At 72.6% G+C, this 19,924-nt stretch carries 17 protein-coding genes; 8 read left to right on the top strand and 9 right to left on the bottom strand.

Features of this window, described 5'->3' with window-relative positions; all coding sequences use genetic code 11:
- Window positions 1-4: 4 nt before the first annotated feature.
- The gene (locus ACF1AL_RS34460; RefSeq protein ID WP_391777817.1) at window positions 5-943 is read right to left on the bottom strand and encodes an AraC family transcriptional regulator; all 939 of its coding nucleotides are present in this window, start codon (window positions 941-943) and stop codon (window positions 5-7) included.
- 105 nt (window positions 944-1,048) lie between these two features.
- Here ACF1AL_RS34460 and ACF1AL_RS34455 point away from each other — a divergent pair, with 105 nt between their 5' ends.
- From ACF1AL_RS34455 to ACF1AL_RS34435, 5 genes are all read left to right on the top strand, one after another.
- Window positions 1,049-1,993, top strand: a complete 945-nt coding sequence (locus ACF1AL_RS34455) for a LysR substrate-binding domain-containing protein (protein WP_391698887.1) — start codon at window positions 1,049-1,051, stop codon at window positions 1,991-1,993.
- A gap of 222 nt (window positions 1,994-2,215) precedes the next feature.
- On the top strand, window positions 2,216-3,586 hold the full coding sequence (locus tag ACF1AL_RS34450) for an alpha-lytic protease prodomain-containing protein (protein WP_391777818.1): 1,371 nt from the start codon (window positions 2,216-2,218) through the stop codon (window positions 3,584-3,586).
- Window positions 3,587-3,703: 117 nt separating this feature from the next.
- A complete protein-coding gene (locus tag ACF1AL_RS34445) occupies window positions 3,704-4,450 on the top strand; it encodes an alpha/beta fold hydrolase (RefSeq protein WP_391777819.1) in 747 nt (248 codons plus the stop codon).
- A 40-nt stretch (window positions 4,451-4,490) separates the two neighbouring features.
- The gene (locus ACF1AL_RS34440; protein ID WP_391777820.1) at window positions 4,491-5,726 is read left to right on the top strand and encodes a hypothetical protein; all 1,236 of its coding nucleotides are present in this window, start codon (window positions 4,491-4,493) and stop codon (window positions 5,724-5,726) included.
- Window positions 5,727-5,786: 60 nt separating this feature from the next.
- Window positions 5,787-6,440: a class I SAM-dependent methyltransferase gene (locus ACF1AL_RS34435; protein ID WP_391698894.1), complete on the top strand. Its 654-nt coding sequence runs from the start codon at window positions 5,787-5,789 to the stop codon at window positions 6,438-6,440.
- A 48-nt stretch (window positions 6,441-6,488) separates the two neighbouring features.
- Here ACF1AL_RS34435 and ACF1AL_RS34430 read toward each other — a convergent pair whose 3' ends face one another.
- From ACF1AL_RS34430 to bla, 6 genes are all read right to left on the bottom strand, one after another.
- Window positions 6,489-7,022, bottom strand: a complete 534-nt coding sequence (locus tag ACF1AL_RS34430; protein WP_391777821.1) for a hypothetical protein — start codon at window positions 7,020-7,022, stop codon at window positions 6,489-6,491.
- A 37-nt stretch (window positions 7,023-7,059) separates the two neighbouring features.
- On the bottom strand, window positions 7,060-7,797 hold the full coding sequence (locus tag ACF1AL_RS34425) for an NIPSNAP family protein (protein WP_391777822.1): 738 nt from the start codon (window positions 7,795-7,797) through the stop codon (window positions 7,060-7,062).
- An 87-nt stretch (window positions 7,798-7,884) separates the two neighbouring features.
- Complete coding sequence (locus ACF1AL_RS34420; RefSeq protein ID WP_391698900.1) at window positions 7,885-8,313, bottom strand: Rrf2 family transcriptional regulator; 429 nt, start codon at window positions 8,311-8,313, stop codon at window positions 7,885-7,887.
- Between the two features lie 49 nt (window positions 8,314-8,362).
- Window positions 8,363-11,347 carry an aminotransferase gene (locus ACF1AL_RS34415; RefSeq protein ID WP_391777823.1) on the bottom strand — a complete coding sequence of 995 codons (2,985 nt, stop codon included), beginning with the start codon at window positions 11,345-11,347 and terminating at the stop codon, window positions 8,363-8,365.
- Window positions 11,348-11,396: 49 nt separating this feature from the next.
- Window positions 11,397-11,837 carry an Lrp/AsnC family transcriptional regulator gene (locus ACF1AL_RS34410; protein WP_391777824.1) on the bottom strand — a complete coding sequence of 147 codons (441 nt, stop codon included), beginning with the start codon at window positions 11,835-11,837 and terminating at the stop codon, window positions 11,397-11,399.
- 213 nt (window positions 11,838-12,050) lie between these two features.
- On the bottom strand, window positions 12,051-12,965 hold the full coding sequence (gene bla / locus ACF1AL_RS34405; protein WP_391828547.1) for a class A beta-lactamase: 915 nt from the start codon (window positions 12,963-12,965) through the stop codon (window positions 12,051-12,053).
- Between the two features lie 146 nt (window positions 12,966-13,111).
- Here bla and ACF1AL_RS34400 point away from each other — a divergent pair, with 146 nt between their 5' ends.
- The 3 genes from ACF1AL_RS34400 to ACF1AL_RS34390 all read left to right on the top strand — a co-directional run bounded on the left by ACF1AL_RS34400 (window position 13,112) and on the right by ACF1AL_RS34390 (window position 16,248).
- Complete coding sequence (locus tag ACF1AL_RS34400) at window positions 13,112-14,170, top strand: LysR family transcriptional regulator (RefSeq protein ID WP_391777826.1); 1,059 nt, start codon at window positions 13,112-13,114, stop codon at window positions 14,168-14,170.
- A complete protein-coding gene (locus tag ACF1AL_RS34395) occupies window positions 14,167-15,102 on the top strand; it encodes a serine hydrolase (RefSeq protein ID WP_391777827.1) in 936 nt (311 codons plus the stop codon). The genes ACF1AL_RS34400 and ACF1AL_RS34395 overlap by 4 nt, the downstream gene beginning before the upstream one ends.
- A gap of 273 nt (window positions 15,103-15,375) precedes the next feature.
- Window positions 15,376-16,248 carry a polysaccharide deacetylase family protein gene (locus ACF1AL_RS34390; RefSeq protein ID WP_391698912.1) on the top strand — a complete coding sequence of 291 codons (873 nt, stop codon included), beginning with the start codon at window positions 15,376-15,378 and terminating at the stop codon, window positions 16,246-16,248.
- Between the two features lie 42 nt (window positions 16,249-16,290).
- Here ACF1AL_RS34390 and ACF1AL_RS34385 read toward each other — a convergent pair whose 3' ends face one another.
- Window positions 16,291-17,925, bottom strand: a complete 1,635-nt coding sequence (locus ACF1AL_RS34385) for a serine hydrolase domain-containing protein (protein WP_391698914.1) — start codon at window positions 17,923-17,925, stop codon at window positions 16,291-16,293.
- The gene (locus ACF1AL_RS34380) at window positions 17,918-19,774 is read right to left on the bottom strand and encodes an alpha/beta fold hydrolase (protein WP_391777828.1); all 1,857 of its coding nucleotides are present in this window, start codon (window positions 19,772-19,774) and stop codon (window positions 17,918-17,920) included. The genes ACF1AL_RS34385 and ACF1AL_RS34380 overlap by 8 nt, the downstream gene beginning before the upstream one ends.
- Between the last annotated feature and the right edge of the window lie 150 nt (window positions 19,775-19,924).

Below are 19,924 nucleotides of genomic sequence, written 5' to 3'. Positions count from 1 at the left end.
GAAACTAGGCGGGCGCCGACGGGGCTTCGAGGGACTGATGGTGGCGGCTGTGGTGTTTTCGGAAGGCTCCGGGGCTGCTGCCGGTCTCGCGCCGGAAGAACCGGCCGAAGTAGGCCGGGTCGGCGAATCCGGTGCGGGCGGCGACCTGCCGTATCGGCAACTGCGTGTGCACGAGCAGCTGTTGGGCCAGGTACACCCGCGCTTCGATGAGCAGCCGCCCGGGGGTGCGGCCAGTGGCGGACCGCACCGCCTGGGTGAGGTATCCGGGCGTGACGCCCAACCGGTCGGCGCACTCCCGCACGGTCCACCCTGCCGTCTCGGACCGGGCGATCAGCCCCGAGAACGCCTCGGCGACGGCGGCCGTACGTCCCTGGGCGCGCGGCTCGGCGGCATGGTCCCTACGCCGTGGGAGCCGGGCGGCGCGCACGACGAGCACGTGGAGCAGGGACCGCAGCACGCTCTCGTGCCCCGGGGCACGCCCCCGGTGCTCCGCGACCAGCTCGGCGATCAGGCACCGGATCGAGCGGTCGTGCTCGGGGTCCAGCCCGAGCCGGCACCGCGCCCCGAGGTCCCGCAGCAGCCGACGGTCGCCGGGGTGGTCCACCAGGAAGTCGTCGGTGAACAGCACGAGCGACCCCTCGGGGCCCCGGCCGCCCTCCCAGTGGTGCACCTGACCGGGCAGGATCACGGCCAGCTGGGGCGGGCGCACCGGCCACCGCGCGAGATCGACGACGTGGGTGCCGGAACCGGCACGGACATGGACGATCTCGTAGAAGGTGTGCCGGTGCGGCTGGTCCCACCGGGACAGCGGACCCACCTCCTCGAAGGAACCCGCCGCGAAGGGCGGGGCGCCGGGTCCCGGCACCTCCAGCCGGTGCAACGGCACGTCCCCCGTGCCGGCGGGCAGACCGGGAGCTCCCGGTAAGACGGTGGTGCTGCGCATCGGTCGCACTCCTCTCCACGACAGGTGACGGTCGGGCACATCCGTTCCCGTCCTGGTCTGCACCAACCCCTTGCCCCTCGCCCCTGGGCACCGCAAGCTCGGCTCATGGAGCTGGAGTTGCGGCATCTGAAGACCATCCGGGCCATCGCGGACGCGGGCAGCCTGACCAGGGCGGCGACGGCGCTCGGGCTCGCCCAGCCCGCACTGAGCGCACAGCTCAGACGCATCGAACGGGCGCTGGGCGGAGCGCTGTTCGAGCGGGGCCGGCACGGGGTGCGGACCACCGCCCTCGGAGAACTGGTCCTGGAACGCACCCGGATCGTGCTGCCCGCGGTGAGCGAACTCCAGCGGGAGGCGGCCCGCTTCGCCCGGAGGCGGCGGGACGGGGAGCGGCTGCGGTTCGGCGGCACCCACGGACCGCTGCTGGGCGCGCTGGTGGACCGGCTGGCCGACGCCGCACCCGGCACCGACGTGACCACCTGCGCCACCTGGTCGGAGCGGGAACTCGCCGAGCAACTGGCCCAGGGACGGCTGGACTTCGTACTGACCGGCACCTGTGGCTCCGCTCCGCCGCCGGACGGACCGCACCTCCTCTGGGAGGAGATCGCCGTCGACCCGGTCCTCGTGATGCTCGCCGACGGTCACCGGCTGGCCCGCCGGCCGGAGATCGACCTGGCCGCGCTCGCCGACGAGGAGTGGGCGTGCGTGCCCGGCGACGGCTGTTTCGCGGACTGCTTCACCGCGGCCTGCGCCCGGGCCGGCTTCACGCCCCGGCGCATGTACGAGACCGACACCGCGTCCTGCGTGCACCTGGTGCAAGTGGGCCGCGCGGTAGGCCTGTGCCGGGCCACCTTCCCACCGACACCCGGGCTCACCATCCGGCCTCTGACCGGCACTCCCCTGACGTGGCGGCACCTGCTGGGCCGGCACCCGGCCGGACCACGGCCGGACACCGCGGCCACGGTGCTGGCCGAGGCCCGCGCGGCGCACGCGGACGCGCTGGCCCAGGCGGGCGCGGCGCACGCCTCGGTGATCGGGGGCGCGCGGTGATCGGGGGCGCGCGGTGATCGGGGGCGCGCGGTGTCCGGGACCGCCGGCTCCCCGCACCCGCTCGCACAGCGCCACGCGTATGCCGTGTCCCACCCGGCGTATGCGATGCCTCCCGGCGCGGGTTCCATAACGCGGGGGCAGGGGGTCGGGTGACGTCTTACGCACCGCTGCGGGTGCTCCCTACGGTTTCGGCACTCCCACCGAATCCGAGGAGACCTCCCCATGCTCCCACGACACCTCAGGGCCGCGTGTGCCGCCGTGACGGCGGCGGGTGCCCTGCTCGCGGCCGGGCTCAGCGGCTCCGCGAGCGCCCAGCCGTCGTCCCCCTCGACCGCCCCGCCGACGGCGGCCGAGAGCCTGCGCACCACCGCGGCACCGCCCGGCCTCCTCGCCGCGCTCCAACGGGATCTCGGCCTCAACCGGCAGCAGGCGGACCGCCGCCTGGCCAACGAGGCCGAGGCCGGCGCCACCGCGGGCCGGCTGCGCGCCGCCGTCGGCGCGCACTTCGCGGGCGCCTGGGTGAGCGGCACCCTGTCGGACACGCTCACCGTGGCCACGACGGACCCGGCCTACGCTCCCGTCATCCGCTCCCGGGGAGCCGACGCGGTCGTCGTGGACCACTCCCTGGCCGCACTGGACGCGGCCAAGGCACGCCTGGACCGGGCCGCCGCGCACCACGCCACCACCGGCACACCGGTCTGGTACGTCGACGTACGCACCAACAGGCTGGTGCTGGAGGCGATACGGCCGGACGCCGCCCGTTCACTGCTCGCCACGGCCGGCGTCGACGCCTCCCTCACCCGGATCGAGAAGACCGCCGAACACCCCCGCCCGCTCTACGACCTGCGCGGCGGTGACGCCTACTACATCGACAACAGCAGCCGCTGCTCGGTCGGCTTCCCGGTCACCCGGGGCACCCAGCAGGGATTCGCCACAGCCGGCCACTGCGGACGCGCCGGCAGCAGCACCACCGGCTCCAACCGGGTCGCGCAGGGCACCTTCCAGGCGTCGATCTTCCCCGGCAACGACATGGCCTGGGTGGCCACGAACGCCAACTGGACGGCGACACCGTACGTCAACGGCTCCAGCGCCCAGGTCGCGGGATCCGCGCAGGCCACAGTGGGCGCCTCCGTGTGCCGCTCCGGCTCCACGACGGGCTGGCACTGCGGCACGGTGCAGCAGCTCAACTCCAGCGTGACGTACCAGGAGGGCACCGTCTCGGGCGTCACCCGCACCTCGGTGTGCGCCGAACCGGGCGACTCGGGCGGCTCGTTCATCTCCGGCAGCCAGGCCCAGGGCGTCACCTCGGGCGGCTCGGGCAACTGCACGAGCGGCGGCACGACGTACTTCCAGCCGATCAACCCCATCCTGCAGAACTACGGCCTCACGCTGAAGACCACCACGTCCGGCCCTGGCGACCCTGGAGACCCGGGCGATCCCGGAGACCCGGGCGGCACCTGGTCGGCGGGCGCCGTCTACCAGGCGGGGGACACGGTGACGTACGGCGGTGCCACCTACCGCTGCCTGCAGGGCCACCAGGCCCAGCCGGGCTGGGAGCCGCCGAACACGCCGGCCCTGTGGCAGCGGGTGTGATCGGCGAGGAACGGCTGCCGGCCCGACGCCGACGGTGACGCCCGGGCGAGTTGAATCTCCCCTGACGGGAGAACCTACCGTCCGGGCTGGTCACAGAACCGAGTGAAGGAGCCGACCATGGCGACGTTTCTGCTGGTGCCCGGATTGTGGATGGGTGGCTGGGCCTGGGATGCCGTGTCCGCGGGGCTGTCCGCGCGGGGGCACCGGGCGACAGCGGTGACGCTGCCCGGCCTGGGGGAGGCCGACGAGGACGCCGCCGGGATCGGGCTGGCCGACCACGTGGACGCCCTGACCGGGCTGCTCCGGGCGCAGGAACAGGACGTCGTGCTGGTGGCGCACAGCTACGCCGCCTTCCCGGCGGTCGGTGCCGCCGACCGTGTGCCCGAGAAGGTCGCACGGCTGGTGTTCGTGGACACGGGGGCTCCCGAGTCCGGTGAGGCGGTGGTCACCCAGATGCCGCACCTGCTGGACCTGGCCGACGGCGGGGTCCTCCCGGTGCCGGGCGGGATCGACGCGACGCACGGCGTGCCGGACACCGAGGGGGAGCGTTACCGACACCTGGCGAAGCCGCATCCCCTGCGTACCGTCACCGACCCGATCACGCTGACGGGCGCGTGGCTGAAGGTGCCGACCACGGGCGTCCTCTGCCTGGCGGGCGGCCGCCTGAGCCTGGAGGTCGTCCGTGCCCTGTACGGCACGGGCGACCCCAGGTTCGCCAAGCTGGCCGAGCCCGGGGTGACCTTCTTCGAACTGGCCACCGGCCACTGGCCGATGCTCTCCACCCCGACCAAACTGACCGACGTACTGGTGCGTGCGGCCGCGGGCGAGGGCGAGAGCCTCCTCCAAGAGGGCTTGGGCCGCTAGGGCGAGGCAACCTTTCGGGGTCCGGCGAGGTCATCTGGGCATGATCCGACGCTCTGCCCTCGCCGGTGCGCTGCTCGCCATCGCATCCCTCCTGCTGACCGCCTGCTCCGGCACGGAGGACACGGCCGCCCCTGCTGCCGCCACGCACCCCGTCTTCGACCAGAAGCTGGACCGGCAGGTCTTCCTGGCGCTGCGCCGGACACAACAGGAACGGAACGTCGCCTTCACCCAGACGATCACCTTCGTCTCGAAGAAGGGCCGGGCGGTGCAGACCGTGAGCGGACGGATGAACTTCGCCGAGGGAACGGGCGCGGCGACGACGAAGTGGGAGCTGTCCAAGGGGCTTCCGGAGGACATACGGGACACGGTTCTCGGCCTCACACCGGGCAAGGGCAACGCGGCCGCCTCCGGGAACCTCCTCGTCGACCGGCAGGCCATCCGCTACCGCGCCGGGACGGCGGCGTACTGGCTGGAGTACCGGAGCGGTGACGCCGGCCCCTACTTCGGCGACAACTCCATCGATTCTCTGCGCGGAGCGGAGGCGCCGATCGGCGGCACGCTCGTCGAAGGGCTCGGAGCGACGGAGGCCGAGTCCGGCCGCCCGGCCGGCTCAGGGCGGGTCTACCAGGCGCAGATGCCGAGTTCCACGGCGTGGGACGTGTTTCCCACGGATCTGAGGGATCACCTCCGGATCGAAACGGACGGCCCGGGTGCCTACCGATCGAGCGACCCGTTGCCGGCGCGGGTCACTGTCGACGGAGAGGGACGCATCACGCAGGTGCACGCCGACTTCTCCCAGGCGCTGCACCGGCAGGACGGTGTCTTCAAGGACATGACGTCCCTGACGATCGACCTCCGGCTGACCGGACACGGCACCGCGCAGCCCGCCATGAAGCCCGACGGGCCCGTCCGCGCGGCTCGCAAGGCGGTCCTCGGCATCACGTCCGTCAAGCGGGGCCAGTGCATCGATTTCAACACGGGCCAGCGTCACCTGGCCACGGTCGTGGACGTGCCGTGCACGGGGCCGCACGACGGCAGGGTCTTCGCTCAGAAGAAGCTCGGCACGGGCACCTACCCCGGCTACCAGGCCGCCAAGGACAAAGCCATGAGCGCCTGCCGCACGGCGTACGGCACGGCCTCGCGCACCTGGACCTCCGAGGCCGCGGAACCCGGTGTCTTCTGGGTCATGCGCTCGTCCGAGGGGGAGTGGAACGAGGACGGGGGCCACGCCACCTGCTACGTGATCACCAACAAGGGAACGGCCGACAAGTCGTGAGGCCGGTGCCTGACCGTCGCCGCCCAGGTCTCGGTCGAGACACCCCCTAGGCTCACGCGCATGGCCGAGCCCTCCTTTCTGACCGCCGTCCGCGAGTCGTACGACACGGTCGCCGCCGATTACGTCGAACGCGTCCCGCCTCCCGCGGCGTTGGACCCCCTGTCACGTGCGATGCTGGCAGGCTTCGCCGAACTCGTGCGGACGGCAGGTCTGGGGCCGGTCGCGGACCTGGGCTGCGGCCCCGGTCGTGTGACGGCGCATCTGGCCGGGCTGGGGGTGTCCGCCTTCGGCGTCGATCTGTCACCGAGGATGATCGGGCTGGCTCGGCAGGCCTATCCGGACCTGCGGTTCACCGAGGGATCGATGACTGCGCTGGAGACGCAGGACGGCGCGCTCGGCGGCATCCTGGCCTGGTACTCCACCCATCACACGCCCCCGCAGTGGCTGCCGGCGGTGTTCGCCGAGTTCCACCGCACGCTGGCGCCCGGCGGCTTCCTGCTCTGGGGGGACTACGTCGGCGACGAGCGGCTGCGGCCGGCCCAGGGCTATGGCCGTCCGGTGTCGTACGAGTCGTATCTCCTGCCCCTGGACCGCGTGGCCGGCCTGTTGCGGCAGGCCGGCCTCGTCGTCACCGCGAGGCTGGAGCAGGAGCCCGGCGGACGGGTGAACAGACCACACGCCTGCCTGCTGGCCCGCAAGCCCGAGGACACCTGACGGGTCCCGCTTCCGGGGCGCTCAGCCGTCCTGGCCGACCCCAGGCCTTCAGGGGATCGGACCGCGTCGCCCTCGTTTGGTCTTGGCACGCATCCGTTCGCGAAGGGCGGCCTGGTAAAGGGCGGCTTTGTCGCCCCCCAGTTCGAAGAACTCACAGATGTCGGCGACCGTTTCGGCGTCTTCCGCAGTGCCCGTGAGCCCGAGGTGGAGGAGCCTCCAGAAACCCTCCTGAGCGCGGGCACGGCAGGCGTCACCCAGACCGGCGCCTTCGCTCTCCGGCTCGTGGTCACCGGAGCCTGCGGCCACGAACGACAGCGTCTGCAGCAGCACGCCCCGCGCCAGGGCCGAGAGGTCGCCCGCCAGCGCGGCCATGATGACGCCGACCGCGGGCGGCGTGCACTCGAAGATGATCGTGCTTTCCTCGACGTGACCCTCGAGGGTGTATCCGATCATGTCCTTCGGCGTCTCGGCAGTGATGATCGCCTCGAACATGAGGGGCACGTGCTCCGCGGAATCGCCGCAGCCGCACCTCAGCGAGGCCCAGTCGACCCGTCGCAGCTCCGCGCGCACCAGCTCGCTCACGACCATCGCGGCCCCCCTTGAGCCCACCGGCAGGGGCTCACCGCAGCAGTGACCGTTCGGTGGGGGCCAGCCGGAGCTGCTGCGGGGGAGTGGCCCACCGCTGTGTGAGCATCGGGAGCAGTTCGTCGCGCCAGCGTGCCGACTGCCGGAGGCGCTTCAAGTGATGGTCGATGCCGTCCGCATCGGTGAAGCGTGCCAGCCATACGAAGACTTCCTCGTCCGTGCGTACCGGCAGCGCCGGGAAGGTGTTCGGGGAGTGCTCCGACTGCAGATACGCGATGGGCTCGGCGCCCGTCTCGGCCAGTACGGGGCGCACGCGCTGCTCGAAGAACTCGACGAACGACGCGTCGAACGGGCGGTTGCCGTACCAGATCGTGGCGAGGACGAGCGACGGCGGCGCGGGCGCCGGCTCACCGGGGACCGGCCGGACGTCCACCGGAAGCGGGAAGCCACCGCCCGCCGAGGCCGGCCGCAGCAGCAGTACGTCGTCGGAGTCGACCATCGTCGCGTTCGCCGCGTCGCGATGGGCCTGCCACACCGGACCGCCGTAGAAGCTCTCCAGCGCCCTGGCGCGGCGCGGCATGTCGGCGAAGCCGCGGAGCCAGACGAACCGGTCGGGGTCGTCGAGGTCGCGGAACTGCCCCAGGACGGTCGCCCCCACTTCCTCCTGGGACTCGACGAACTCACGGTCGAACAGGTCGATCAGGACGTCCCGCTGTCCTGGATGGAGCGTGTACTGCCGCAGTTCGACGACGGGGCACAGCAGGGCTGTCACCGGTCTTGCTCCTCGCTCGGTTGTCGGAACAGGTTTTGTCACAACAAGGGGCAGGGTGGGCGCCTGACCGGCTGACGGCCTGTCGGCTCATTTCACCAGCGTCTCGCGCAGCACGTCGGCGATCGACGTGTCCGCCAGTTCCCGGCGCATGGCCTGCTCGACCCGGTCGTACACGCCCCCCAGGGCGGGCCGGATGCCCCGGCCGACCGGACACTCCAGGTTGGGTTCGGTGCGGTGCAGGCCGAACGGTGGCTGCGCGTCGACGGCGTCGTACACCTCGAGCAGGGTGATCTCCTCGGGTTCCCGGGCCAGACTCCAGCCCGCACCGGCGCCGTGGCGGACCTCCACCAGGCCGGCTCGCCGCAGATCGCCGAGGCTGCGCCGGATGATCACGGGGTTGGTGTTGACGCTGGCGGCGACCTGCTCGGACGTGAGCACGTCCTGGCCGCGGCGCTGCGCCAGCGCCATCCAGGCCAGCGCGTGCGTCGCGATGGTCAACCGGCTGTTCGCCGCCATCATCACCCCCTCTTTGCTGTAACAGCTTCTATTACACACTCCCTCGGAGTCAAGCCGCGCCGAGGTCTCGGCGTATGCCGCCGTGGCCGAGTTGGGTGAGCGCCACGTCGAGCATGTCGGTGAAGAAGTCCGCCGCTTCGGTGTCGATGCACAGGGGCGGCTTGATCTTGAGGATGTTGAGGTGGTCGCCGGTGGGCTGGACGACGACGCCGAGGTCGAGCATCCGGTCGCACAGCTCGGCGGTCTCCTCCGTGGCCGGCTCCAGGGTCACGCGGTCCCGGACGAGTTCGAGTCCGAGGTAGAGCCCCGACCCGTGGACGGCGCCGACGATGCCGTGACGGCCGGCCAGCGCTTCCAGCCGGCGCTTCAGATGGCCGCCGACCCGTACCGCGTTGCCCTGGAGATCCTCGTCGCGCAGGGTGTCCAGGACGGTGAGGCCCACGACGCTGGAGACCGGACTGCCCCCGGTGGAGGAGAAGAAGTAGCCCTGGTCGCGGTAGCGCTCCGCGACCGCCTTCGACGTGATGACGGCGCCGAGGGGATGCCCGTTGCCCATGGCCTTGGCGACACAGACGATGTCCGGGACGACCCGCTGCTGCTCGAAACCCCAGAACCAGTTCCCCAGGCGGCCGTACCCGACCTGCACCTCGTCGGCGACGGCCAGGCCGCCGTGACGTCGTACCGCGGCGTAGACCTCGGCGAGATAGCCGTCCGGAAGGGCGACTCCTCCCGCGTTGCCGTAATAGGCCTCGCCGATGAACGCTCCTGCCGGGCGCCCGGAAGCGGCCAGTTCGTCAATCAGCGCCGCGGCTTCCGGCCCGTAGCGCACGGCGTCGGCCCCACGGTGGCGGCCGCGGTAGGAGTTCGGAGAGTCCACGGTGTGCACCCAGCTCGGGCGGGTGGCGAGGGCGTTGGGGTTGTCCTGCAGCGACGTGGACACCGCGTCGGAGGCGTAGGTCCAGCCGTGGTACGCCTCGCGCAACGCGACGACGTCGTGCTGACCGGACGCCCCGATGGCCAGGCGGAGGCCCAGGTCCACCGCCTCGGAACCGGAGTTGACCAGGAACACGGTGTCCAGCGGATCGGGAAGCAGCCCGGCGAGACGTTCGGTGAACTCCACCACCGAGGCGTAGTGGAACCGGGAGTTGGTGTTGAGCCGCCGCAGTTGCCGGGAGACCGCCTGCTCGACTCGCGGGTGCGCGTGGCCCAGCGGGGTGACGTTGTTGACGATGTCGAGGTACGAGCGGCCGTCGGTGGACACGAGATGGTGGCGCCAGCCTCGTTCGATACGCGGAGGGTCGGCGTAGTAGTGCCCCTGCACGGTGGCGAACGCGGCGGCGCGCCGCTCCAGCAGGTCGTTCGCGCGCGTACGGCCGGAGCCGGCCGGGAGGCCGAGAAGCGGGGCCGGGTCCGCGGTGAGCGGGAGCCAGCCGGCCGCGTACTCGGGCCGGACCAGGCGCGGGGCGGGCGGGCCGTCGGCGGCGCGCAGCGCGACATGGACCGGGGTGCCGGAGTCGAGGTGGACGAGGTCCTCACCCGCCCGCACCGACGCCCCGGTGCCGACCACGGGCTTGACGGAGAGAGGGAAGGACAGCGTCAACGTCCCTGCACCGTAGGTGAGTTCCACGCGGCCCGGCTCCGCCGCGAGCACCCTGCCCGCGGCGGGCGCCTGCACCACGGCGTCGCGGCCGAGCCAGAGGTCGATGCCGGTGGGCACTGTCGCGGGGGACACCGCCGACAGCGCGGGCGTACGGCTGAGCCGGGCATGGGCGTACCGGGTGGCCACCGCGGCCGCTCCGTCCGCGAGCGCGGAGGCCGCCAGCCGGTCCTCGACACCGGCTTCCAGCCAGGCCCCGCCGTCCATGGCGTCGTCGTCGGCGGACAGGTCGAGGAGCGCGATGTCACCGGCGGCGAGGTCCCGCACGAGGGGGCGTACGGGTGCCTCGGCGGCCGCGGGCGCGTCGGCCAGGCCGGTCGCGTCCCGCAGCAGGTGGGTCATCACCGGCAGGGGCAGCGAGGTGGCCTGTTCGAAGATGCGCCATTCGCGGTCGAGGGCGGCCGTGGCGTAGGCGTTGTCCTCGTCGACGGCGGCCTGCTGCCGCCCGCTCACCACCAGGACGGCGGCGCGCAGGACCACCAGCGGCCACAGCGCCTCCACCTCCTCGGGGGAGAGCGGCCGTATCGCATGGAAGGCGCGGACGGCCGGCAGCACGTGGTGCGGCTCGATGCCGTCGTGGTGCAGCATCGAGGACAGGGACACGGCCAGTTCGGCGACCGCCCAGCTCGTGGTCACGTCCCCGAAGTCGATGACCCCGTCCGGCAACGGCGGACGGGTGCCGGGCCGGCAGATCATGTTGTCGTCGGTGAGATCCAGGTGCACGGCCTGCAGCGGCAGCGCGGCGGCGACCTGCTGGACCCGCCTCCAGGCCTCGTCCGTCGCGGCCTGGACGGCGCTGCGCCGGTCGGGCTCGGCGACGTGCTCCGCGAGCTTGGCGACGACGCGATCGGCGTGCTGGGGGTCCCACTGGAGCACCCGGTCGAGGCCCGGGTGCCGGAAGTCCCGCAGGGCGATGCTGACGTCTCCGACGAGGGTGCCCATGGCCGCCACCGTGCCGGGGGAGAGGTGCCGTGGGCCCGAGAGCGTACCGCCGGGCAGATGGCGCAGCAGGCGGGCGACGGCCGGACCGTTCCCGGTGTCCACCACCGCGCGACGCGGGGAACCGTCGGGGCGGCGCAGGACGGTGGCGACGCGCAGGTCGGGGCGGGCCGAGGCGATCAGGTCGGCCGCGGCGTCCTGGGCTTCGACCTCGACCGTGCCGAAGGCCGGGTTGGCGACCTTCAGGATCGCCGTGGGCGTCCCGTCGTCGGCAGTCAGCAGGAAGTTGGCGTCCTGCTGGCTGCCGAGCGACTGCGCGCGGGCGGCGACGTGGAGGTGGCCGGCAGCGATGACCTCCGCCTCGGCCGGTGTCACACGGGGCGCGGGAAGGGCTTCCTCGGCGAAGAAGTCGAGGGTGCGGTACTCGTCGGGCAGCATGCGGGTTCCTAAGGATCTGTGAGCGAGGGAGCTGTGAGGTTCGGATGCCTCAGTCGACGTGCCACAGGAAGCGGTGCGTGTGGATCCCGAAGTAGGGGAAGCTCTCCACGGACGCGACACCCTCGATCGGCCGCACGACGTCGTTGATGAAGTCCAGAAGCTCCCGGGGCCGGGCGCACACCACTTCCGTGAAGAGGTCGAAGCCGCCGGCCGTCAGGACGGTGTACACGACCTCGTCGTGACGGGACAGCTCTTCGGCGACCGCCCGGGGGTCCCCGTCGATGCGCAGGCCCAGAAGTGCCATCGACTGCTGGCCCATGGTCATCGGGTCGGTCACGCCGACGACCTGGACCGCCTTGCTGTCGATCAGCCGCTGCAGCCGGAGCCTGGCGGCCGAGGGCGACAATCCCACCTTCGGGCCCAGCTCGGCGTACGGGATCCGGCCGTCGACCTGTAGTTCCCGCAGGATCGCCCGGTCGGTGTCGTCCATGCAGCGCCTCTCTCTCCTCCGCGAACAGCAGAGTCCACACGTGTTTCCAGCACAATGCCGGACTGGGACGATCGAATCAAGCGCCAGAGCGATCGAATCAAGCGTCGGGATGATCGAATCGCGAAGGTGCTGGAAGTGGATCGGTGGCGAGAGGTGACAAGAACGGGGAGGCCCGCCGGGTGGCGTTCCCGGCGGGCCGGTCGCACCGGGCGGTCACTCACCCGGTGCCAGGGTGCGCGCCAGCAGACGGGCGGCTTCCTCGATCAGGTGGTTGTCGACAGGGGCGTCGGCCGCGGGCTTCGAGGTCAGCACCGCGAGCACGAGGGGCGTGCCCTTCGTCGTCCAGGCGACGCCGACGTCGTGCGCGCTCGCGTAGGCGCCCGTGCCGGTCTTGTCCGCGACCGTCCAGCCGCCCGGCAGCCCCGCGCGGAAGCGTTCGCCGCTCGTGGTGTTGCCCTTCAGCCACGTCACCAGCTGGTGGCGTCCCGCGTCGGACAGCCCGTCGGCCAGCATCAGACGGGCATAGCTGCGGCCGAGCGCGGCCGGAGTGGTGGTGTCGCGCGGGTCGCCGGGCACGGCCGAGTTCAGGTCGGTCTCCCAGCGGTCGAGCCGGCTCACCCGGTCCCCGATCGACCGCAGGAACGCGGTGAGCCCCGCCGGACCGCCGATCTGACGCAACAGCAGATTCCCCGCCGTGTTGTCGCTGTACTGGATCGCCGCCGCGCACAGCTCGCCGACCGTCATCCCGGTCCGCACGTGCTGCTCGGTCCACGGGGAGTTCGGCAGCAGATCGGCAGCGGGATAGGCGATCACCCGGTCCAGCGGCGCACAGTGGCCGTGGTCGCGCAACACCGCCGCGGCGGCGAGCGTCTTGAACGTGGAGCACATCGCGAACGGCTCGTCGGCGCGGTGGGCGACGAACCGGCCGGTGCGGGTGTTGGCGGCGTACACACCGAGCCGGGCGCCGTAGCGCTCCTCCAGATCGCTCAGCCGGCCCTCGGCGTCGCGCAGCCGGGCCGGTCGCGCCTGGGCACCGCCCGCGGTCACCAGCGGGGCGAGCGCGGCGGCCGAGACGACGGCACCGGCCTTGAGCAGGCGGCGCCGCGGCGGAGTGAGGTGGCTGGTCATGGCAGGAATCTCCCGTGGTCCGTCGGATGCGTGCAGGTGGTGCCCGATCGGCCGGCCGGCTCGACGGGGACAGCGAAACAGCTGGAGACCTGCCATGTCCAAGAGGAAACCTTGCACGTCTCATAACGCATTGATATGAAACGGCGGTGGACCTGCTGGCACATCTGGAGGCGTACGTCGCCGCCGTCGAGGAGGAGAGCTTCTCCCGCGCGGCCGACCGGCTCGGCATCGCCCAGCCCCTGCTGAGCCGCCGGATCAAGACCCTGGAGGAACACTTCGGCGGGCGGCTCTTCGACCGCTCGCGCCGGCAGGTGACGACCACCGGTCTCGGCCTGCACCTGCTGCCGTACGCCCAGGACGTCCTGGAGGGCGCCCAGCGGCTGCGGCGCGCGGCGCGTGCCTCCCGGCGGTCCGCGGTGCGCCGGCTCGGCGTGCCCGCGGACTGCGACCCGGCGGCGCTCGCCCGCGTCCTGCGCGCGGGCGCCGAGCACGGCACCCCTCTCGCCGTACACGAGCTGCCGCCCGAGGCGCGGACGGCGGGCCTGGCCGACGGGTCGCTGGAGTACGCGCTGCTGCGGACGCCTCCCGAGGGGGCCGCCCTGCGGGTACCGCTCGGCCTCGCGACCACCCCGGAAACGGACGGCGTGCCGTACCCGGGCCGTCCGAAGGAGCGCCCGGTGCACCGGGACGAGCCGCCTGTCTGCCCGGACGAGTCACCTGCCCGCCGGGACGAGCCATCCGTCCACGCGATGGCGCGGCCCTTCCACCTGGAGGACCTGCGACCCCGGCGGGGACGCGGTGCGCCCCGTCCCGCGCCGCCCCTGCTGGTGCTGACGGAGGATCAGGCGCCCGAGCCGCTGGACCGGCTGGAGCGCGCGGTGGCCCGGGCCGGGCTGCCCGAGACCCTCGTACGGCCCGCCGCGTCGACGGCTGCCGCGCTCGCCGAGGCTCTCGCGGGGACGGCCGTCCTGCTGTGCGCCGCACCCTTCGCGCGTCGGCACGGCGCCGCCTGGGCACCCCTCGCCGACACCTCGCTGCACCGGGGCTACGACCTGCGCGCGGCGCGGCGCAGTCGGCGCCCGGGGCACGTACCGGACTGGCTGGCCGCCGCGCTGGCCGGTTCGGTCGGAGCCGCGCCGACCGCACCGGCCCAGGCCGGGGAAGCGGGCGAAGACGCACGGATCCGGCTGGCGGCCCGCGGATGAGCACACGCGACACCCACCGGCCGGCCCATGTCCTCGGCGGCGGCGCCCTGCGCGAGGTGGCCGAGACGATCGCCTCGGACTGGGCGGAGGCCGGGATCCGCGGGTCGTTCCTCGCCCGCTGCCTCGACACCGGCGACCAGCTCGGCTTCGACGCCGACGAGCCCGTACCGCTCGCCTCGGTGGCCAAGGTGCCGCTCGCCCTGGTCGTACTGGACCGGATCGCCACCGGCCGGCTGGACGCGGCGCGGCCCGTGCGCGTCGACCCGGACACCGGCAGCGTCGGGCCGACCGGGCTGTCCGCGTTCCGCCACCCGGCCACGGTGGCCGTGGGCGACCTGCTCCTGCTGATGCTCTCCGTGAGCGACAACGCGGCCGCCGACGCCCTCTTCGACCTCGTCCCGCCCGACGAGGTCGACGCCCGCCTGCGGGCATGGGACTGCGGCGACATCCGCATACGGCACCGCGTCCAGCGCATGTACGAGTGCGCGGCCGGCGTCTCCGGCAACGACTTCACCCTGGCCCTCGAACTGGCCGTGCGCGACGAGCGGTCCGGCCGCCACACCATCGAGACGCTGGACCCGGCACACGCCAACGCCGGCACCGCCGCAGCCCTGGTCGACCTGCTCGGCCGGGTGTGGCGGGACACGATCGCGCACCCCGAGGCGACCGCCGAACTGCGCCGGCTGCTCGGACTCCAGCTGTTCACGCAGCGCATCGCCGGAGACCTGCGCACGGACACCATCCGGGTCAGCGGGAAGACGGGCACGTTCCTGCACCTGCGGCACGACATCGGCGTGGTGGAGGCCGAGTCCGGGCACCGGGTGGCCATGGCCGCACTCACCCGCTCCCGGCGCCGCGCCCGGCAGGCCCCGGACGTCGACCTCGCCATCGCGACCGCGGCACGCAGGGCCTTCGAGACACTGCGCGGCTGAAACCGGGCCCCGTCACGCCGTCCGCACCGGCCGCCGCCAGGTGAACGGGGCCCGCTGAGCCGGACCCTCCACCTGCCGCCGCCCGGTGAACGGGCGGAATCCGCGGGCCCGTTCACCGGCACCGGCGTGGACGGGCCGACCTCCCGGGCCGGTGCACGGCAACCAACCGCCCTCATTCATCCTCTCTACATACAGTCGGGCCGATCTTCCCGACAGAAATCACGTGCGGCACGAGCGGCACGACAGCACGGCAGTTGTAGGGAGACCGGCACGGTGAAGCGGTACGACAAGCGGGGCAGGCGCTGCGCGGCGCTGGCGGGTGCGGTGGTGGCGGCCCTGGCCGTGGGCGGGTGCGACGCGGGCGGGGACACCGGAGCCCGCTCGTCCGCCGCGCCCGTGCAGCCCACCGCCACCGCCGGCACGACCGCCGCCGCGCGCGCCGCCGAAGCCACGCTCTGGCGCAAGTGGGGTCTGACCCCGTTGCCCTCGGCCCCGCAGCCCCCCGCCGACAAACCCGTGAAGCTCTCCGCCTCCGGCCCGGTTCCGGTCCTCACCCACATACCGACGCCGCAGCGGGTCGTCTTCATCACCATCGACGACGGGCAGGAGAAGGACCCCCGGTTCGTCGAGATGATGCGGGACCTGAAGGTCCCCTTCACGATGTTCCTGACGAACGACGCCATCAAGTCCGACTACGGGTACTTCAAGCAGCTGCAGGCGCTCGGCAACCACGTCCAGAACCACACGCTGCACCACCCGCAGATGAACGCGGTCCCGCAGGCCCGCCAGAAGGAGGAGGTCTGCGGCAACCAGAAGATCCTCACCCGGGAGTACGGCACGGCACCGCTGCTGTTCCGGCCGCCGTACGGCGCGTACAACACCGGCACCAAGACGGCCGTGGCGGAGTGCGGGCCCAAGGCGATCGTCTGGTGGCGGGAGTCCATGCAGATCCACAACATGACCTACCAGGACCCGGGCAAGAAGCTGCGCCCCGGGGACATCATCCTGGCCCACTTCCGCGGTCCCTCGGAGCTCAAGGGCGCCACGATGACGCAGATGTTCGCCGACCTGCTCAAGCACATACAGGAGCAGGGCTTCGCCGTGGCCCGTCTGGAAGACTACATCCAGCCCCCGACGGAGCACTGACCCGCCGGCAGGGCCGACGGGCCTGTGCTCCCTGCGCGCCGGTCACTGCGTCTGGTGGCGGTGCAGCCGTCCGTGGTTGCGCCACCAGGCGACCTTCCCGTCGGGTCCGCGCACGAAGTCGGAGCGGGTGCCGACCGGTCGGCCGTCGGGGTCGAGGTCCAGCGCGAACCCGGGCCGGTAGAAGGCGACTTGGACCTCGCTGGTCTGGTCCTGGACGGAGTCCTCCTCCTCGGAGGAGGCCCCCGGCACGTCGGCCGGTCCCTTGACCGTCTGGGTGCCGCGCAGCCGTCCGTCGTGCCGGGCCAGTTCGATGACGGCGTCCTCGACGGCGCCCTTGTCGTTGATCCGCTGGGCCAGGTAACGGCCCTCGTAGGGGGCCAGCTCCTGGCCGCTCAACGCCTCTTCCGTGGCCGGCAGGTTGGTCACGCCCGCGTACCGGCTCAGGGCCCAGTCGTCGGTGAACAGCTCGTCCCTCAGCCGCGTCCCGCCTTCCGAGTTGGTCAGCAGGGTCAGGGCGAAGCCCCGGCTGGGAACCATCAGGAAGCCCGAGATCTGGCCCGGCCAGGTCCCGCCGTGCTGCACGATCCGTCGCCCTTGGGCCGTCGGGCGCAGCATCCAGGTGACGCCCATGCCGTCGAGTTCCACGACCAGCGTGCCGCCGGGGCCGGGCCTGGAGCGCATCTGCTCCAGCGACGCCCTGCTCAGCAGGCGGGAGCCGTCGGGCGCCGTACCGTCTCCGAGGTGGAAGCGGGCCCAGCTCAGCTGGTCGCGCACGCTGGAGATCAGGCCGCCGGTCGGCGCGAGGCTGCGTGGCTGGGGCCAGAAGGACGGCTCCAGTACGGCCTTGCCGTCGACGACGCTGTGCGAGGCCGCGACGTTGAAGCCCACGATCTCGTCACTGGAGAAGCGGCTGTGGTCGAGCCCCAGCGGATCGATGACGAGGTCGCGCACCGCCGCCTCGTAGGTCGTGCCCGTCACCACCTCGATGATCCGGCCGGCCACGCACAGGGCCGCGTTGTTGTAGGCGAACACCTCGCCCGGGGGCGTGAGTTGGGGAAGGCGGGCCATGGACGCCACGAAACGCGCCAGCGCGTCGTCGCCGGGGCCGAAGTCCTCGTAGTCGTCGCCCAGCCACCCGGCGCTGTGGTTGAGCAGCTGCCGCACGGTCACCTGCGCCGACGCGGAGGGGTCGGCCACCGAGAAGCCGGGGAGGTAGCGGCGCACCGGGGCGTCCAGCTCGACGTCGCCCCGCTCGACCAGCCGCATCATGGCCGTACCGGTGAAGGTCTTGGTGGTCGAGCCGACCCGGAAGACGGTGTCGCCGTCGACGGGGACCGGATGGTCGACGTTGGTGACCCCGTACCCCTTGACGTACTCCTGGCCGTTCAGCAGCACGCCCACCGCCGCCCCGGGAATCGCGTACGCCCGCATGCCCTCCTGGATCTTGGCGTCGAGGGCGCTGAACAGCGAGTTCCCGGTGTCGCCGGTGCCGCCGCCGTGGACGGCGGAGGCCGGGGACGCGGCCGCGCCCGGCGCCTGGCCCAGCGAGACGGCCGCGCAGCCGACGGCCGCCGACGCGCTCAGGAATCCGCGGCGGGACCACCGCGTGCGACCGGGCAGTCCGGGAGGCGCGTGGAGGTCGGTGGCGGAGCCGGCCGCCGGCAGGTCCTCATTCACCGTTACCGGCTCCCTCACTGCCGACCACGAACGGCACCGGCTTGACGGAGCTCACGCACGCCGTGTCGGGGTTGTCCGGATGGTCGAAGAAGGAGGTGATCACCTTGGCCCCGCACGGCTGGTCGAACGTCCCGTGGGCGACACCGGCCAGGGTCACCACGGTGGAACGGGAGAGCGTGCGGGCCACGTACTGCCCCCACTGCTCGCCGGTCTGGGCGTCGAAACTCCCGGAGATGGCAAGGGTGGGAATGCTGCTCCGCGTGACCGCCCGCACCGAGTCTGGTGCCTTCGGGACGTTCCAGGCCTGGCAGGCCTGCCGCAGGAACGGCAGCTGGGGCGCCTGGGCCAGGACCGAGCGGGGGAGCTCGGGGAAGGCCTGCTGCCCCTTGGCGAGCTGCTCCTCGGGGGTCTCGAACGGCACCCATTCGCTGCACCACACGCTCAGCGACAACCCGTGGGCGAACATGCCCTGCGAGCCGGGGAGCCAGGCGGCCGCCCACTGCTCGGCGATGCGCTCGGGGTGGCCGTGGGCCAGCTCGTCCACGGCCTGCGGGAAGGTCGCGGGGGCGTGACTGGCACGGACCATCCAGTTCAGCAGCGCCCCGCCGTCGAGGACCACCTTCACCTTCCCGACCTGCTCGACCGTCACCTGCGTGGTGACCGGATGGGCCTCCAGTCGGCGCACCATGCGCAGGTAGGTGGCGCCGATGTCGGGGTAGCGCTGCCGGCAGGACGCCTGGGCCGCGCAGGCGTTCACGATGTTGTCGAACGCCTCCCGCATGCTGCTCCACGTCCACCCGGGTGTCGCCACGGACGGCGGTACGACGCCGTCGACGGTCACGGAGCGGACGCCTTCGGGGAACAGGCGCATGTAGGTCAGCGCGAGTTGCGTGCCGTAGGAATGCGAGAGGGCGTTCCACTCCCGGATGCCCAGGGCCTTGCGCAGATCCGCCACGTCGGCTGCGTTCTCGCTGGTGTTGTAGGCGGCCGGGTCGATTCCCCGGGCCGTCAGGCGCTCATGGCAGCGTGCCGCCGCCTGGGCGTACAGGTCTCCGGTGGAGGGGGCGTCGTAGAGGAGGTGGACGCGTTCCCCGTAGAACCGGTCGATCTCGGGGCAGGTCAGCGGCTGCTGGGAGGAGAACGTGCCGCGCTGGGAGAGGACGATCAGATCACGGTCGCGGTTCAGTCCGGCCTCGGTGAGCTCCGCTATGTTCCCCAGGGCGTCCGCGCCGGGCCCGCCGGCGAAGAACACGATCGGATCGGGGTGCGGCCTCGGCGACGACGAGCGGACGAGCGCGACGGCCAGCCGAAGGGTCCGCGATGACGGGTGGGCCCGGTTCTCCGGTACGACGAGGTAGCCGCAGCGGGTGTTCTTCAGTTCCCCGTAAGTGGTCGGGCACGGGGCGGGCTCGAACCGCGACGGCGTCCGCGTCTGCGCCGTCGAAGGCTGGGGCAGGGCGAGCACGGTCCCCGGGAAGATCCAGTGCCCCCGGTCGCTGGAGGCGTATCCGTGCCGGCGGGCCGCGTCCTCGATGGTCTTCTCGTTGAGGGCGTAGACGCTGTCCCACCGCAGAGCGCTGCCGAGGGTCTGCCGGGCGATGTCCCACAGCGTGTTCCCGCCGGCGACGGTGTGCGCGGCGGTCTGCGAACGGGCGGGCACGGCCGTCCGCACCGGCGACGGGACGGGCTGTGAGCGGCCGAGCCGCGGGGAGTCGCCCTCCCTCGCCGCGGGCTTCTGACGGGTGGTGGCCACACCGGACGTGCCGTGGGCCGGGGCCGCGCTCAGCACCGTCAGGCCGGCCAGGAACATGGCGGCGGCGGCAGCCGTGCCGCGGTTGCGTATGGGCATGTCGTCCTTCCGAACCGGTACCGGGGGCAACGCACCGGCACCGATCGCACTCGTCACCGAATGACGGGGGTCGTCAGACGCCATGCTGCGAAGACCGCTCGTGCCCCGCACTCCAGCAGGACCAATGGGGTCACGCACGCGCCCGCGGGC

Source organism: Streptomyces sp. NPDC014801 (genome assembly GCF_043082085.1).
Taxonomy (GTDB): Bacteria; Actinomycetota; Actinomycetes; order Streptomycetales; family Streptomycetaceae; genus Streptomyces.
The sequence above is the reverse complement of the archived record's forward strand: the minus strand, read 5'-3'. Positions and strand labels throughout refer to the sequence as shown.